The sequence below is a fragment of the Pseudomonas tohonis genome, from assembly GCF_012767755.2.
GTDB classification, from domain to species: Bacteria; Pseudomonadota; Gammaproteobacteria; order Pseudomonadales; family Pseudomonadaceae; genus Metapseudomonas; species Metapseudomonas tohonis.
This window is the reverse complement of sequence record NZ_AP023189.1, coordinates 1,643,900-1,657,594: the sequence shown is the minus strand read 5'-3', so window position 1 is coordinate 1,657,594 and position 13,695 is coordinate 1,643,900. Positions and strand designations below refer to the sequence as shown.

Genomic DNA, 13,695 nt, shown 5'->3' with positions numbered 1-13,695 from the left:
GTCATACCGTTCGGTAGAGCTAGCGAAGCGGCTGGCCCGGGGGGCGGACCCGTAGCCCGGACTTCAGTCCGGGGCCAGCGGCGGCACCGAGTGCAGCGTTGGGCCTCGCTGCGCCCGGCACCAACCTGCGGGGATGCAGAAAAGAAAAAGCCCCGCGGGTGCGGGGCTCGTTCATGCGGAATGGATCAGCCCTTGAGCTTCTTCAGTTCCTGGTCACGCAGTTCACGGCGCAGGATCTTGCCGACGTTGGTGGTCGGCAGGCTGTCGCGGAACTCGACGGCCTTGGGCATCTTGTAGCCGGTGACGTTGGCGCGCATGTGCTGCATCACCTCGTCCTTGGTCAGGCTGGCACCCGGCTTGACCACCACGAAGACCTTGATCGCCTCGCCGGACTTCTCGTCGGGGATGCCGATGGCGGCGCATTGCAGCACGCCCGGCAGGGTGGCGAGCACGTCTTCCAGCTCGTTCGGGTACACGTTGAAACCGGAGACCAGGATCATGTCCTTCTTGCGGTCGACGATGCGCATGTAGCCGTCTTCCTGGATCAGGCCGATGTCGCCGGTCTTCAGCCAGCCGTCCGCCGAGAGGATCTCGTCGGTGGCGTCCTGGCGCTGCCAGTAGCCCTTCATCACCTGCGGGCCCTTGACGCACAGCTCGCCGATGGCGCCGATGGCGAGGTCGTTGCCCTCGTCGTCGACCACCTTGCACAGGGTCGAGGGGACCGGGATGCCGATGGTGCCGATCTGGATGCTCTGGAACGGGTTCACCGATACCACCGGGCTGGTCTCGGTCATGCCGAAGCCTTCGCAGATGGCGCAGCCGGTGACGTCCTTCCAGCGCTCGGCCGCGGCCAGCTGCAGGGCCATGCCGCCGGACAGGGTCAGCTTGAGGGCGGAGAAGTCCAGCTTGCGGAAGTCCTCGTTGTTGCACAGGGCGACGAACAGGGTGTTGAGCCCCACGAAGCCGGTGAACTTCCAGTTGGACAGTTCCTTGACCATGGTCGGCAGGTCGCGGGGGTTGCTGATCAGCACGTTGTGGTTGCCGGTCAGCATCATGGACATGCAATGGAAGGTGAAGGCGTAGATGTGGTACAGCGGCAGCGGCGTGATCAGCACCTCGCAACCTTCATTGAGGTTGGCGCCCATCAGTGCCTTGCACTGCAGCATATTGGCGATCAGGTTGCGGTGGGTCAGCATCGCGCCCTTGGCCACGCCCGTGGTGCCGCCGGTGTACTGCAGCACGGCGATGTCGCTGGCGGCCGGGGATGCATCCTTGACCGGCTTGCCGCGGCCCTTGGCCAGGGCATCGTTGAGCTTCACCGCCTGGGGCAGGTGATAGGCCGGGACCATCTTCTTCACGTACTTGACGACGCTGTTGACCAAGAGGCGCTTGAGCGCCGGCAGCATGTCGCCGACTTCGGTGACCACGACGTGCTTGATGCCGGTGCGCGGCAGGACGTCCTGGGCCAGGTGGGCCATGTTGGCCAGGCAGACCAGGGCCTTGGCGCCGGCGTCGTTGAACTGGTGCTCCATCTCCCGCGCGGTGTACAGCGGGTTGGTGTTGACCACGGTGAGGCCGGCGCGCAGGGCACCGAAGACCACGATGGGGTACTGCAGCACGTTCGGCAGCTGCACGGCGATGCGATCGCCGGGTTGCAGGTCGGTGTTCTGTTGCAGGTAGGCCGCGAAGGCGCCGGACAGCTCGTAGAGCTCACCGTAGGTGATGGTCTTGCCCAGGTTGCTGAAAGCGGGCTTGTCGGCAAAGCGTTGGCAGGACTCTTTCAATACCGCCTGGATATTGGGGTACGCGTCGGCATTGATTTCCGCAGGAATGCCTGCTGGATACTTGTCCTTCCAGAAATTTTCGGTCATGGAAGCCCACTCCTAAGCAACAGCTGATCTTCACTGCACGAGGCAGTTGTTTGTTGTGTTCTGTGCGGTCGTTTCGGCCCTTTCCAGGGCAAAAAAACGCGCCGAGAGTAGCAGCTTTGCAAATGGGCGACCAGAGCCAAACAAGGCCCAACGAGTCATTAAAATGACCGAATGCAATGACTCCGGTCATCTTTAGAGTAACGTCTCTAATCGGCGTGCAGAAGGCGTCGCAGAGGGATCGCCGTGCATCCGCCGGCCCTCGCGGGCCGGGGATGGGGGGAAGGGTCAGGCGATGTCGCGCAGCTCGCGACGGAGGATCTTGCCGACCGGCGTCATCGGCAGGGCGTCCTTGAGGACGATGTGCTTGGGCACCTTGTAGCCGGTGAAATTGGCCTTGCAGTAGGCCTTCAGCTCGTCGACGCTGAGGCCGCCCTCGCGGGCCACGACGAACAGCTTCACCGCCTCGCCGGACTTGTCGTCGGGCACGCCGATGGCCGCGCAGCTGGCCACCTTCGGGTGGGCCATGACCACGTCCTCGATCTCGTTGGGGTAGACGTTGAAGCCGGAGACGATGATCAGGTCCTTCTTGCGGTCGACGATGCGCACGTAGCCGTCCGGGTCGATCACGGCGATGTCGCCGGTCTTCAGCCAGCCTTCGGCGTCGAGCACCTCGGCGGTGGCCTCCTCGCGCTGCCAGTAGCCCTTCATCACCTGCGGGCCCTTGATGCACAGCTCGCCGCGCTCGCCCAGGGGCAGCTCGGCGCCTTCGTCATCGATCACCTTGAAGGCGGTACCCGGCACCGGGATGCCCACGGTGCCCAGGCGCGCCAGGCTGCCGTAGGGGTTGGTGCTGGCCACGGGCGAGGTTTCGGTGAGGCCGTAGCCCTCGACCACGGAGCAGCCGGTCATGGCCTGCCAGCGCTCGGCGGTGGCCTTGACCAGCGCGGTGCCGCCGGAGTTGGTGACCTTTAGGTTGGAGAAGTCCAGGTCCTTGAACTCGGGGTGGTCCATCAGCGCGACGAACAGGGTGTTGAGGCCCAGCAGCGCGGAGAAGCGCCACTTCTTCAGCTCCTTGACGAAGCCTTGGATGTCGCGCGGGTTGGTGATCAGCACGTTGTGGTTGCCGTTGACCATCATGCACATGCAGTTCGCGGTGAAGGCATAGATGTGATAGAGCGGCAGCGGCGCGATCATGATCTCCTGGCCCTGCTTCATCAGCGGCTGGCCATCCGGGCCCAGCTGCGAGAGGCAGGCGTCCACCTGCTGCATGTTGGCCACCAGGTTGCCGTGGGTGAGCATCGCGCCCTTGGCCACGCCCGTGGTGCCGCCGGTGTACTGCAGCACGGCGATGTCCTCCAGGCCCACCTTCACCGGTTTCAGCGCGTGGCCCTGGCCCTGCTTCAGCGCGGCCTTGAAGGACACGGCCTGGGGCAGGTGGTAGTCCGGCACCATCTTCTTGACCTTCTTCACCACGGTGTTGACCAGCCAGCCCTTGAGGGCCGGCAGCATGTCGCCCATGCGTGCTTCGATCAGGTAGTCGATTTCGGTATCGGGCAGCACTTCCTGCACCAGCTTGCCGAACAGGTTGACGTAGACCAGCGCGCGCACGCCGGCGTCCTTGAACTGGTGGCGCATCTCGCGGGCGGTGTACAGCGGGTTGGTGTTGACCACGATTAGGCCGGCGCGCAGGGCGCCGAACACGGCGATCGGGTACTGCAGCACGTTGGGCATCTGCACCGCGATGCGGTCGCCCGGCTTGAGGTCGGTGTGCTTCTGCAGGTAGGCGGCGAAGGCGCCGGAGAGGCGGTCGAGCTCGGCGTAGGTCAGGGTGACGCCGAGGTTGCTGAAGGCCGGTCGGTCGGCGAATTTCTTGCAGGAACGTTCGAAGACCTCGATCACCGAGCGATAGGCGGTCAGGTCGATCTGGTCGGGGACGCCAGCAGGGCGTTTGTCGCTCCAGAAATCAGGTTGCATTGTTCTTATCCTCTTTGCCCTGAATGTGTCTGGCCCGCGAGCGGGACTGCCCGGAAATTAGCAGGTCCGCACCCGTACGCAAATACTCGCGAACGCGTCATAGACAGTGTGAATCTTGCCGCCATCGCCCGTGCCTGAGCGGCCCGCGGCACCCTGGCCACCCGCTGCCCGGGCGGTCCCGCAGGGAACCGATCGGTCAGCCACGTGCCGAGCTTTGCGCCGCCAGGCCGCCCGTGCACAATGCGTCGACACCCCAACGCCACAAGGATTGGCCATGCCCCACGATGCTTTCTGGCTCACCGCCAGCGATGGCGCCTCGCTGCACGTCAACCGCTGGAGCGGCGATGCCCCGCCAAGGGCCGTGGTGATGGTCGCCCACGGCATGGCCGAGCACGGTGGCCGCTACGCGCGCCTGGGCCAGGCCCTGGTGGCGGCGGGCCTGGAGCTCTACGTGCACGACCAGCGCGGCCACGGCCGCACCGCCCAGCACGGCATCCTCGGCCTGTACGCCGAGCACGACGGCTGGAACAAGGTGGTCGGCGACCTGGCCAGCCTCAACCACCACATCCGCCAGCAGCATCCGCAGGTGCCGATCGTCCTGCTCGGCCACAGCATGGGCAGCTACATCGGCCAGGCCTACCTGATGCAGCACAGCTGCAGCCTGCAGGGCGCGATCCTTTCCGGCTCCAACTACCAGCCGGTGGGGCTCTACCGCGCCGCCGCCGTGGTGGCGCGGCTGGAGCGCTGGCGCCAGGGCCCGAACGGCCGGAGCGCGCTGATCGAGTTCCTCTCCTTCGGTTCCTTCAACAAGGCCTTCAAGCCCAACCGCACGCCCTTCGACTGGCTCAGCCGCGACCCGGACGAAGTGGACAAGTACGTCAACGACCCGCTGTGCGGCTTCCGCTGCACCAACCAGTTGTGGCTCGACCTGCTCGGCGGGCTTCAGACCATCACCCCGGTGAAGAACCTGGCGCAGATCGACCCCGACCTGCCGTTGCTGGTGATCGGCGGCGCGCGCGACCCGGTCAGCGACGGTCGCCGCCTGGACGACCTCGCCCGCGCCCTGGGCGAGGCCGGGGTGAAGGACGTGCAACTGAAGATCTACCCCGATGCCCGCCACGAGCTGCTCAACGAGACCAACCGTGACGAGGTGACCGCCCACCTGCTCGACTGGCTGGAGCATGCCCTTGCCCACAGTCGCTACTGCCAACCGAACAAGGAGACCCCATGACCCAGGTAACCAACTTCACCTACGACGCCCTCGAAGTCGGCCAGAAGGCCAGCTACGCCAAGACCGTCGAAGAACGTGACATCCAGCTGTTCGCCGCCCTCTCCGGCGACCGCAACCCGGTGCACCTGGATGCCGAGTACGCGGCCGGCACGATCTTCAAGGAGCGCATCGCCCACGGCATGTTCAGCGGCGCCCTGATCAGCGCGGCCATCGCCTGCGAACTGCCCGGACCGGGCACCATCTACCTCGGCCAGCAGCTGAAGTTCACCCGCCCGGTGAAGCTCGGCGACGCCCTGACCGTGGAGCTGGAAATCCTCGAGAAGCTGCCGAAGAACCGCGTGCGCATCGCCACCCGCGTGTTCAACCAGAACGCCGAGCAGGTGGTGGACGGCGAGGCCGAGGTCCTGGCGCCCAAGCAGTCCCTGGCCATCGAGCTGCCGGAGCTGCCGCCGATCACCATCGGCTGAACCCCGCAGGCAGGATGAAAGAAGCCCGGCAATCGCCGGGCTTTTTCGTTCCGGGGGAGCTTCCGGCTAGTCCTGCGCCTGCGGCTGATCCCCGACCGTGACGCTGGCGGTCATCCCCGCGCTGAGCTGGATGTCGTCCGGCACTTGATCGAGCTTGATCCGCACCGGGATGCGCTGGGCCAGGCGCACCCAGTTGAAGGTGGGCTCGACGTTGGCCAGCAACTGGCCGTCGGGGCTGGCGTTGCGGTCGGTGATGCCGCGGCTGATGCTTTCCACCGAGCCGGTCAAGGGGCGACCGGCGCTCATCAGCCAGATCTTCACCGGCGCGCCGACGTGGATGCCCGGCAGCTTGGTCTCCTCGAAATAGGCCTGCACATAAAAGGAGGCGTCATCCACCAGCGCCATCACCGGCTGCCCGGCGTTGGCGTAGTTGCCCTGGGCCAGGCGCAGGTTGGTGATCTGTCCGCTGCGCGGCGCGCGCACCTCGCTGCGGGCCAGGTTGAGCTCGGCGACCTTCACGTCCGCCTGGGCCTGGCGATATTCGCCCCGGGCGATGTCGGCGGTGATCTGCGCGTTCTCCTTCAGCTCGGCGCTGATCGCCTGCGGCCCCAGGTGGGCGCGGCGAGAAGCCTCGTGCTCGCGCAGGCGCAGCTGCTGCTGGCGCGTCTCGGCCACCGCGCGAGCCTTCTCCAGGGCCGCCAGGTAGCGCTCGCGGTCGACGCTCAGCAGCAGGTCGCCGGCCTTCACCTGCTGGTTGTCGTGGACCTTGAGGTCGACGACCCAGCCGGAGATGTCCGGCGAGATCACCACCACGTCGGCACGGATGCGCGCGTCGCGCGTCCAGGGCGAGAGCATGTAGTGCTGCCAGAGGCTCCAGCCACCGACGATGGCGGCGGCGACCAGGGCCAGGGTGATGACGATACGCAGGGTGGAACGCATGGGTTTCTCCTTCACCAGTGCCCGAACCAGGCGACCAGCAACGACAGGACACAGACATACAGGGCACAGTCGAACAGCGCTTCGTGCCAGATCCAGCGCGCCATGCCGACACGCTGCAGGGCCAGGCGCAGCACGCCCGTCGCCAGCAGCGCCGCCAGCGCATACATCAGAAAGGGGCTGAGCAGCACGCCGCCCAGGGACCATTCACGCAAGCCCATGGCTCGCCTCCTGTTGTTCACACCATTGGCGCCAGCTCTGCCGCAGCTGCAGCAGGGCCGCCTGGGCCAGGCGCCGGTCGATGCTGGTGCCGGCCTCGCGCAGGGCGCGGATCAGTTGTTCCGAGGGTTCGTCCATCGCACCCGCCAGCGACGCCGCCGGCCCGCGCTCCAGCAGCGGCTCGATGCTGCGCAGGAAGCGCGCCTCGCAGGCCTCGACCGAGCGCTCGCCGGCGGCCAGGCAACGGCGCAGGTGCAGCAGTTCGTCGCCGATGTCGAGGCTGGTGATGCCGTCGTCCCAGCGGTTGCGCGACTGGCTGGGCAGCGCCGGGTAGTGCCGCGCCAGCTGCAGCAGGCGGTCGGCCATGCGCCCGCCGAACCAGTTCTCGGCACCCGCCAGTGCACGGTGGGTGAGGCGGCCCAGGTCATGGAAGGTGGCCTTGAGCAGGCGCCGCCCGTGCCAGCCGGGGTTGGTCAGCACGATGACGCGGAACACCAGCACCGCGAAGCCCACGCCGAGGAGGATGGCCATGGCCTCGTTGAGGAACAGCGCCACGTCGAAGTGCATGGTGTTCTGCGGTGCGCAAAGCACGATGAAGTGCAGGCAGAAGGAGGTGGACGTCGCCCCCAGTGCCGGCTTGGCCATGCCCAGGGTGCCGAAGAACAGCGGTACGCCGAGGGCCATGCAGAGCAGCGGGAAGCCGCTCATCTGCGGCAGCACCACCTGGCCGATGAAGAAGGCCACCGGCAGCGCGTAGAGGATGCCGCGCAGGAACATCAGGCCGATCTGCTCGGCGTTCTCGCGGCTGGCGAACAGGCTGCAGACCACGCAAGTGAGGGTCAGCGCGCCCACCGAGGAAGTCCAGGCGGTGGCCAGCCAGAACGACGCCAGGCCGACGAAGGCGACGCTGCTGCGCAGGCCATAGAGCAACGCGGTGGGCAGGTCGCGGTGCCAGGACAGCGGCGCGCCGGCATCTTCCGGCGCCTCGCCGCGCTCCACCGCACGCAGGGCTTCGGCCGCGGCGAGCATCTGCCGCAGCATCACCGCCAGGCGGCCCAGGCAATACTGCTGCACGGGCACCAGGTCGTCGGCTTCGGCAGCGTCCAGCAGGCGCTGGCCGAGGGCTTCGCAGGCGGCGTCATCGGGCTCGGCCAGGCGTTGCAGCACCTCGTCCATCCAGGGCGCCAGGCGCTCGGCCTCGCCCGCCGACAGTTGCCGCCACTGCCGGGCCACGCCCCGGGCCAGGCGCAGCAGGCTGAGCAGCTCGCGGCTGAGCACCCGCAGGGCGGCGGCGCGCTGGCGGCCACGGTTGCCTTCGAACCAGGCGTGCTCGCGCTGGGCGTCCACGGCGACGATGCGCCCCAGCACCCCGAGCAGGCCCTGGCGTTCATGGGGCTCGCCGCGCAACGCCGAACGCGCGGCGGCGATGCCGGCGCTCCAGGCATCGCCGGCCTGGCGCGCCAGCTGGCGCTCCACCCGCTGCGGCCAGACCAGCGCGCTGACGGCGGTGGCGCAGATGATGCCGAGGCAGATCTCGGTGCAGCGCGCCACCGCCTGGTCGAAAACGGTCAGCGGGTGGGCGATGGCCGGCAGGCCGATGATCGCCACCGTGTAGCCGGCCAGCACGAAGGAGTAGGACCAGGCGCTGCGCAGCATGGTCGAGGCCGCGGTACACAGGCCCAGCCAGGTGGCCAGCGCGAGGATGAACAGCCAGGGCGCCTGCGCGAACAGGGCCATCGCCACCACGGCCATGACGGTGCCGACCAGGGTCCCGAGCAGCCGTGCCAGGCCCTTCTGCACCACCATTCCGGACAGCGGCTGGGCGACGATGAAGGCCGTCATCAGCGCCCATTGCGGCTGCTCCAGGCCGAAGCGCAGCGCGCACCAGAGCGCCAGGCCACCGCCCAGGAGGGTCTTGATGGCGAACTGGAGAGCCGGGATGTCGGGGGCGAGGAACGCCCGCAGGGAATCGCGCACGCACAGGACCTTGAGGGGAATTGCCAGAAGGATAGGCCGCTTCGGCCGGCCATGAGTTCAACGGAAACAATTATTAGCAAGCTATCTAAATGCCGTCCAGCGGATTATCGAAGCGCCGTTTGAAAATTAATTAAATGCGTATTTAAATAATTTCCATCCCCCCTCCAGGACCTGCCGCATGACCACGCCCCGCGCACCCGGCCGCCCTGCCGGCGAAGCCCAGCAACGCGAACGCCTGCTCGACACCGCCTGCGAAGCCTTCGCCCAGCAGGGCATCAAGGCCAGCAGCCTGCGCGGCATCGCCCAGAGCACCGGGGTGACGCCGGCGATGGTCAATTACTACTTCGGCAACAAGCAGCGCCTGGTGGATGCGGTGGTGGAAGAGCGCTTCCTGCCGTTGGTCCGCAACCTGGCCGCGCGCCTGCAGAAGGCCGGCGACGAGCCCCTGGAACTGGTGCGCCTGTTCGTGCGCGGCATCAGCGAAACGGTGGCCGAACAGCCCTGGATACCGCCGCTGTGGGTGCGCGAGATCCTCTGCGAGGGCGGCGTGCTGCGTGAACTGCTGCCCCAGCGCATCGCCCCGCTGATTCCGATGCTGCTGGCCCAGCGCTTCGCTGCGGCCCAGGCCCGTGGCGCCCTCAACCCGGATCTCGACCCGCGCCTGCTGGTGGTCTCGCTGATCGGCCTGACCATGCTGCCCCACGCCGCAGCGCCGCTCTGGCGCGGCATCTTCGCCAACCCGGAGATCGGCAACGACGCCCTCGTCAACCACACCCTGGCCCTGCTCGAACGCGGCCTGGAGGTATCGCCATGACCGCCCGCACCTTCATTCCCGGCCTCCTCTGCCTGGCCCTGCTGGGCGGTTGCGACCGCCGCGACAGCGAGCCCCTGCTGGGCACCCTGGAATGGGACCGCATCGGCGTGCCCGCCGAAGCCTCGGAAACCATCCTCGACTGGAAGGTGGCCGAAGGCGACGCGGTGCAGGCCGGGCAGGTGCTCGTGGAGCTGGACCCGCGCCGCCTCGACGCGCGCCTCGACCAGGCGCGCGGCCAGGTGGCCCAGGCCGAGGCGCGCCTGGAGGAGCTGAGCAACGGCGCACGCCGGGAAAGCATCGACGCCGCCCGCGCCACCCTGGTGCGCAACCGCGCCGATGCCACCGAGGCCGGGCGCAACTACCAGCGCATCGCCGCTCTCTATGCGCGGGGCCAGGTGGCCATCGCCGAGCGCGATCGCGCCCGTGCCAGCCGTGACCAGGCCGACGCCGCGGTGAAGAACGCCGATGCCCAGTTGCGCGAACTCACCAATGGCACCCGCCCGGAACAACTGGCCCAGGCCGCCGCCGAGCTGCAGGCCGCCCGCGCCGCGCTGGCCCGGCTGCAGGTGGACCGCGAGCACCTGAGCGTGCGCGCGCCCCGCGCCGGCCGGGTCGACGCCCTGCCCTTCCGCCCCGGCGACCAGCCGCCGGCCAACGCCGAAGTGGTCAGCCTGCTGGTGGGCGAGACGCCTTATGCGCGGCTGTTCATCCCGGCCCCAGTGCGTTCGCGCATCGCCATCGGCGACCGCCTGCAGGTGGGCGTCGAAGGGGTCGAGGGCCTCTTCACCGGGCGGGTGCGCAGCATTGCCAGCGAGGCCAGCTTCACCCCCTACTACGCCCTGACCGGCAGCGACGCCAGCCGCCTGGTGTACCGCGCCGAACTGGTGCTGGAGGGCGAGGCCGCCGCGCGCCTGCCGGCCGGCCTGCCGCTGCATGCGGAACGCCCGGGCGATGAATGACGGCGAAGCGGTGATCCGCGCGCGCGGCCTCACCAAGCGCTTCGGCCAGCTGGCGGCGGTGGACGGGCTGAACCTCGAGGTGAACCGCGCCGAGGTGTTCGGCTTCCTCGGCCCCAACGGCTGCGGCAAGTCCACCACCATCCGCATGCTCTGCGGCCTGCTGCTGCCCAGCGAGGGGGAGATCGAGGTGCTCGGCTGCCAGATCCCCCGCGACGCCGAGGCGCTGAAGCGACGCATCGGCTACATGACGCAGAAGTTCTCCCTCTACGAGGACCTGACCATCGGCGAGAACCTGGAATTCCTCGCCGCCGTGCAGGGGCTCTCGCGCCCCGAGAGCCGCCGCCGCATCGAGGAGTTGCTGGAACGCTACTGGCTGGCGGACCGCCGCAAGCAGCTCGCCGGCACCCTCAGCGGCGGGCAGAAGCAGCGCCTGGCCCTGGCCGGGGCGGTCCTGCACAAGCCCGACCTGCTGCTGCTCGACGAACCCACCAGCGCGGTGGACCCGCAGTCGCGCCGGGAATTCTGGAACTCGCTGTTCGAGCTGGCCGAGGCCGGCACCACCCTGCTGGTCTCCACCCACTACATGGACGAGGCCGAGCGCTGCACGCGCCTGGGCATCCTCGACGCCGGCCGGCTGGTGGCCGACGGCAGCCCGGCCGAGCTGATGGGCGCCCTGCCCGGCCACCCGCTGCTGATCGAATGCGCCCAGCCGCGCCAGGCGCAACGGGCGCTGCAGGGGGCCGACGAGGTGATCGCCATGGCGCAGATCGGCGCCTCGCTGCGGGTGCTCAGCGCCGAGGCCAACGCCCGCGAGCGCATCGCCCGACGCCTGGCCGGGCAGGGTGTGCAGGCCGAGGTGAAGGAGACCGAGCCGAACCTGGAGGACGTCTTCGTCACCGTCACCCACCAGCCGTTGCAGAAGGCGGAGGCTGCCCGATGAACCTGCACCGCCTGGGCGCCATCGTCCTCAAGGAGCTGCGCCAGTTGCGCCGCGACCGCCTGACCTTCGCCATGATCGTCGGCATTCCCATCATGCAGCTGGTGCTGTTCGGCTACGCCATCAACATGGATGTGCGCGGCCTCGACGCCGCGGTGCTGGACCAGGCGGACACGGCGCGCTCCCGCGAGGCGGTGGCGGAGATCGGCTCCAGCCAGGTGGTGAACTTCCGCTACCACCTGGGCAGCCCCCAGGAGATCGACCGGCTGCTGCGCGCCGGGCGCATCAGCGCGGCGCTGGTGATCCCCCGCGATTTCGAGGCCCGGGTGCAACGCCAGGACCCAGCGCGCCCGCCGCTGCAACTGGTGGTGGACGGCTCCGACCAGGTGGTGCAGGCCTCGGCCCGCCAGTTGGCGGGCTTCCCGCTGGAGGGCTGGAACAACCGCCAGGCGATGGCGGTGGTGAACTTCTACAACCCCGAGCGACTGGCACCGCTGAACACGGTGCCGGGGCTGATCGGGGTGATCCTGACCATGACCATGGTGCTGTTCACCGCCATCGCCCTGGTGCGCGAGCGCGAGCGCGGCAACATGGAGATGCTGATCACCACGCCCGTCTCGCCCTGGGAGCTGACCATCGGCAAGGTGCTGCCCTTCGTCGGCATCGGCCTGGTGCAGGTGACGGTGATCCTCATCGTCGGCCTGCTGCTGTTCGAGGTGCCGGTGCGCGGCTCGCTGCTGGAGCTCTACGCGGCGGCGCTGCTGTTCATCTTCGCCAGCCTGACCCTGGGCGTGTTCATCTCCACCCTGGCGCAGAGCCAGTTCCAGGCGATGCAGATGGCCTTCTTCACCTTCCTGCCGCAGATCCTGCTGTCGGGGTTCATGTTCCCCTTCGCCGGCATGCCGCGCATCGCCCAGTGGATAGCCGAGGTGCTGCCGCTCACCCACTTCCTGCGCCTGGCGCGCGGCATCATGCTGCGCAGCGCCACGCTGGCAGAGCTGTGGCTGGAGATGGTCGCGCTGCTGGTGTTCACGGCGGTGATGCTCGGCGTCGCCGTATCGCGGGTGCACAAGCGGCTGGACTGATGGCGATGGACCATGAAGTGCCGTGGGTCGGGTGAGACTCCACATCCCGGAGCCTGGGCGTTCCCGGGTTTCACCCGCCCTACGTGAAGGTGTGGAGCTCGGCGGGGCAAGAATCGCGGACGAAAAAAAGGGCGACCGAAGTCGCCCGAGGTGCCTTGCGTGCCTGTGAACCTGGTGGACTCAAGCCTTGTCGCGCTTGTGCGAGTCCTTCCAGATGAAATATCCGACGCCTGCGAAGAAGGCGACCATCAGACCTACGGTCCCGATACCGGCGAGAACCACTACATCGATGAACATTTGGCTGCCTCCTGCGTTGGCGTTGTTTGTTTCGATGGGTCAAAGGTAGACCCGCGCCTGGCAGGGGAAATTGATCTGGATCAATGGGCGCAGGGCCCCGCCGGCGAGGCCGTCGGGGAACTGATCCAGGTCAATTTAAGTGGGGGTGCAGCGGAGGGATTCAGCGCTTTTTCGGCTTGCGGGGCTTTTTCGATTTGCCCAGGGGCATGGCCTGCTCGAAGGCGTTGCGCACGTCGTTGAGGCGTTTCTCGTGCAGATCATGGATGCGTTTGTCACGCTCGGCGCCGAAGTCGACCAGTTTCTCGTCATTGCTCATGAACGGATCCAGCGGAAGGTGAGATTCAGGCGAGGATCGCAGGGCGTGCGCGTCTTCGCCACCTGGTGTTGCCAATGATGCTGTGTCGGACCGCTCATGACCAGCAGCGCCCCGTGCCCGAGCTGCAACGAATGCCCGATGCGCCCACTCCCCTTGCGACGCAGATCGAAACGCCGGGTTCCGCCGAGGTTCAACGAAGCGATGAGCGGATCGCGCCCGAGCTCTGCCTCGTCGTCGCTGTGCCAGCCCATGGAATCCTGGCCGTCGCGGTAATAGTTGAGCAGCGCGCCGTTGAGCGGCTGGCCGACCGCTTCCTGCACACGGGCACGAATCTCGGCCAGCAGCGGCGTCCAGGGCAGCGGGCGGTGCACCAGGCCGGAGTAGCGGTAGCTGGCCTCGGCATCGCCGTACCAGGCCAGCAGCCTGGGCACCGGGTAGTCACGGCCGTGCAGATGGACACTGGGTTGTTCCCAGGGGGTTTCGGCGACCAGGCGGGCGAACCAGTCGTCGGCTTCTTCGACGGATAGCCAATGGGGTTCGAAACGCAGCTGGGCGTCGGGCAGGTCGAGGGGGATGTCGTCGAACAGGTCCACGGGGTCAACCGGAAAGGGG

Annotated in this window: 14 protein-coding genes; 6 read left to right on the top strand and 8 right to left on the bottom strand. The window is 67.8% G+C overall.

Annotated elements, in window-relative coordinates:
• Positions 1-185: 185 nt before the first annotated feature.
• Together fadD1 and fadD2 are read right to left on the bottom strand one after the other, a co-directional pair.
• Positions 186-1,871 carry a long-chain-fatty-acid--CoA ligase FadD1 gene (gene fadD1 / locus HSX14_RS07685; protein ID WP_173176399.1) on the bottom strand — a complete coding sequence of 562 codons (1,686 nt, stop codon included), beginning with the start codon at positions 1,869-1,871 and terminating at the stop codon, positions 186-188.
• A 285-nt stretch (positions 1,872-2,156) separates the two neighbouring features.
• On the bottom strand, positions 2,157-3,845 hold the full coding sequence (fadD2, locus tag HSX14_RS07680; RefSeq protein WP_173176397.1) for a long-chain-fatty-acid--CoA ligase FadD2: 1,689 nt from the start codon (positions 3,843-3,845) through the stop codon (positions 2,157-2,159).
• Positions 3,846-4,119: 274 nt separating this feature from the next.
• Between fadD2 and HSX14_RS07675 the strand changes: the two genes are divergently transcribed.
• On the top strand, positions 4,120-5,076 hold the full coding sequence (locus HSX14_RS07675; RefSeq protein WP_173176395.1) for an alpha/beta hydrolase: 957 nt from the start codon (positions 4,120-4,122) through the stop codon (positions 5,074-5,076).
• Positions 5,073-5,543, top strand: coding sequence for a MaoC family dehydratase (locus HSX14_RS07670; protein ID WP_021219258.1), 471 nt, complete (start codon positions 5,073-5,075; stop codon positions 5,541-5,543). The genes HSX14_RS07675 and HSX14_RS07670 overlap by 4 nt, the downstream gene beginning before the upstream one ends.
• A 66-nt stretch (positions 5,544-5,609) precedes the next feature.
• Here HSX14_RS07670 and HSX14_RS07665 read toward each other — a convergent pair whose 3' ends face one another.
• The 3 genes from HSX14_RS07665 to HSX14_RS07655 are packed head-to-tail and all read right to left on the bottom strand — an operon-like array spanning position 5,610 to position 8,675.
• On the bottom strand, positions 5,610-6,482 hold the full coding sequence (locus tag HSX14_RS07665; RefSeq protein WP_173176393.1) for an efflux RND transporter periplasmic adaptor subunit: 873 nt from the start codon (positions 6,480-6,482) through the stop codon (positions 5,610-5,612).
• A gap of 11 nt (positions 6,483-6,493) precedes the next feature.
• Complete coding sequence (locus HSX14_RS07660; RefSeq protein WP_173176391.1) at positions 6,494-6,700, bottom strand: DUF1656 domain-containing protein; 207 nt, start codon at positions 6,698-6,700, stop codon at positions 6,494-6,496.
• A complete protein-coding gene (locus HSX14_RS07655) occupies positions 6,687-8,675 on the bottom strand; it encodes an FUSC family protein (RefSeq protein WP_173176389.1) in 1,989 nt (662 codons plus the stop codon). The genes HSX14_RS07660 and HSX14_RS07655 overlap by 14 nt, the downstream gene beginning before the upstream one ends.
• A 178-nt stretch (positions 8,676-8,853) precedes the next feature.
• Between HSX14_RS07655 and HSX14_RS07650 the strand changes: the two genes are divergently transcribed.
• From HSX14_RS07650 to HSX14_RS07635, 4 genes are read left to right on the top strand one after another with little or no spacing between them, the layout of a single operon-like run.
• The gene (locus HSX14_RS07650) at positions 8,854-9,489 is read left to right on the top strand and encodes a TetR/AcrR family transcriptional regulator (RefSeq protein ID WP_173176387.1); all 636 of its coding nucleotides are present in this window, start codon (positions 8,854-8,856) and stop codon (positions 9,487-9,489) included.
• Positions 9,486-10,448 (top strand): HlyD family secretion protein, encoded by a 963-nt coding sequence (locus HSX14_RS07645; RefSeq protein ID WP_173176385.1) that lies wholly within the window; start codon positions 9,486-9,488, stop codon positions 10,446-10,448. Before HSX14_RS07650 ends, HSX14_RS07645 begins: the two co-directional genes overlap by 4 nt.
• Positions 10,441-11,388 carry an ABC transporter ATP-binding protein gene (locus HSX14_RS07640; protein ID WP_173176383.1) on the top strand — a complete coding sequence of 316 codons (948 nt, stop codon included), beginning with the start codon at positions 10,441-10,443 and terminating at the stop codon, positions 11,386-11,388. Before HSX14_RS07645 ends, HSX14_RS07640 begins: the two co-directional genes overlap by 8 nt.
• The gene (locus tag HSX14_RS07635) at positions 11,385-12,470 is read left to right on the top strand and encodes an ABC transporter permease (RefSeq protein ID WP_173176380.1); all 1,086 of its coding nucleotides are present in this window, start codon (positions 11,385-11,387) and stop codon (positions 12,468-12,470) included. Before HSX14_RS07640 ends, HSX14_RS07635 begins: the two co-directional genes overlap by 4 nt.
• 180 nt (positions 12,471-12,650) lie before the next feature.
• On the opposite strand, the gene ccoM is transcribed toward HSX14_RS07635, so the two are convergent.
• From ccoM to HSX14_RS07625, 3 genes are all read right to left on the bottom strand, one after another.
• A complete protein-coding gene (gene ccoM, locus HSX14_RS31465) occupies positions 12,651-12,767 on the bottom strand; it encodes a cytochrome c oxidase subunit CcoM (RefSeq protein WP_276574430.1) in 117 nt (38 codons plus the stop codon).
• 160 nt (positions 12,768-12,927) lie between these two features.
• Positions 12,928-13,083: a hypothetical protein gene (locus tag HSX14_RS07630; protein WP_021219249.1), complete on the bottom strand. Its 156-nt coding sequence runs from the start codon at positions 13,081-13,083 to the stop codon at positions 12,928-12,930.
• Positions 13,080-13,676 carry an alpha-ketoglutarate-dependent dioxygenase AlkB family protein gene (locus HSX14_RS07625; RefSeq protein WP_173176378.1) on the bottom strand — a complete coding sequence of 199 codons (597 nt, stop codon included), beginning with the start codon at positions 13,674-13,676 and terminating at the stop codon, positions 13,080-13,082. The genes HSX14_RS07630 and HSX14_RS07625 overlap by 4 nt, the downstream gene beginning before the upstream one ends.
• Between the last annotated feature and the right edge of the window lie 19 nt (positions 13,677-13,695).

Excerpts from the sequence above, each read along its gene's own strand:
- fadD1 (WP_173176399.1), bottom strand. The coding sequence starts at position 1,871 with ATGACCGAAAATTTCTGGAAGGACAAGTATCCAGCAGGCATTCCTGCG.
- fadD2 (WP_173176397.1), bottom strand. The coding sequence starts at position 3,845 with ATGCAACCTGATTTCTGGAGCGACAAACGCCCTGCTGGCGTCCCCGAC.
- HSX14_RS07675 (WP_173176395.1), top strand. The coding sequence starts at position 4,120 with ATGCCCCACGATGCTTTCTGGCTCACCGCCAGCGATGGCGCCTCGCTG.
- HSX14_RS07670 (WP_021219258.1), top strand. The coding sequence starts at position 5,073 with ATGACCCAGGTAACCAACTTCACCTACGACGCCCTCGAAGTCGGCCAG.
- HSX14_RS07665 (WP_173176393.1), bottom strand. The coding sequence starts at position 6,482 with ATGCGTTCCACCCTGCGTATCGTCATCACCCTGGCCCTGGTCGCCGCC.
- HSX14_RS07660 (WP_173176391.1), bottom strand. The coding sequence starts at position 6,700 with ATGGGCTTGCGTGAATGGTCCCTGGGCGGCGTGCTGCTCAGCCCCTTT.
- HSX14_RS07650 (WP_173176387.1), top strand. The coding sequence starts at position 8,854 with ATGACCACGCCCCGCGCACCCGGCCGCCCTGCCGGCGAAGCCCAGCAA.
- HSX14_RS07645 (WP_173176385.1), top strand. The coding sequence starts at position 9,486 with ATGACCGCCCGCACCTTCATTCCCGGCCTCCTCTGCCTGGCCCTGCTG.
- HSX14_RS07640 (WP_173176383.1), top strand. The coding sequence starts at position 10,441 with ATGAATGACGGCGAAGCGGTGATCCGCGCGCGCGGCCTCACCAAGCGC.
- HSX14_RS07635 (WP_173176380.1), top strand. The coding sequence starts at position 11,385 with ATGAACCTGCACCGCCTGGGCGCCATCGTCCTCAAGGAGCTGCGCCAG.
- ccoM (WP_276574430.1), bottom strand. The coding sequence starts at position 12,767 with ATGTTCATCGATGTAGTGGTTCTCGCCGGTATCGGGACCGTAGGTCTG.
- HSX14_RS07630 (WP_021219249.1), bottom strand. The coding sequence starts at position 13,083 with ATGAGCAATGACGAGAAACTGGTCGACTTCGGCGCCGAGCGTGACAAA.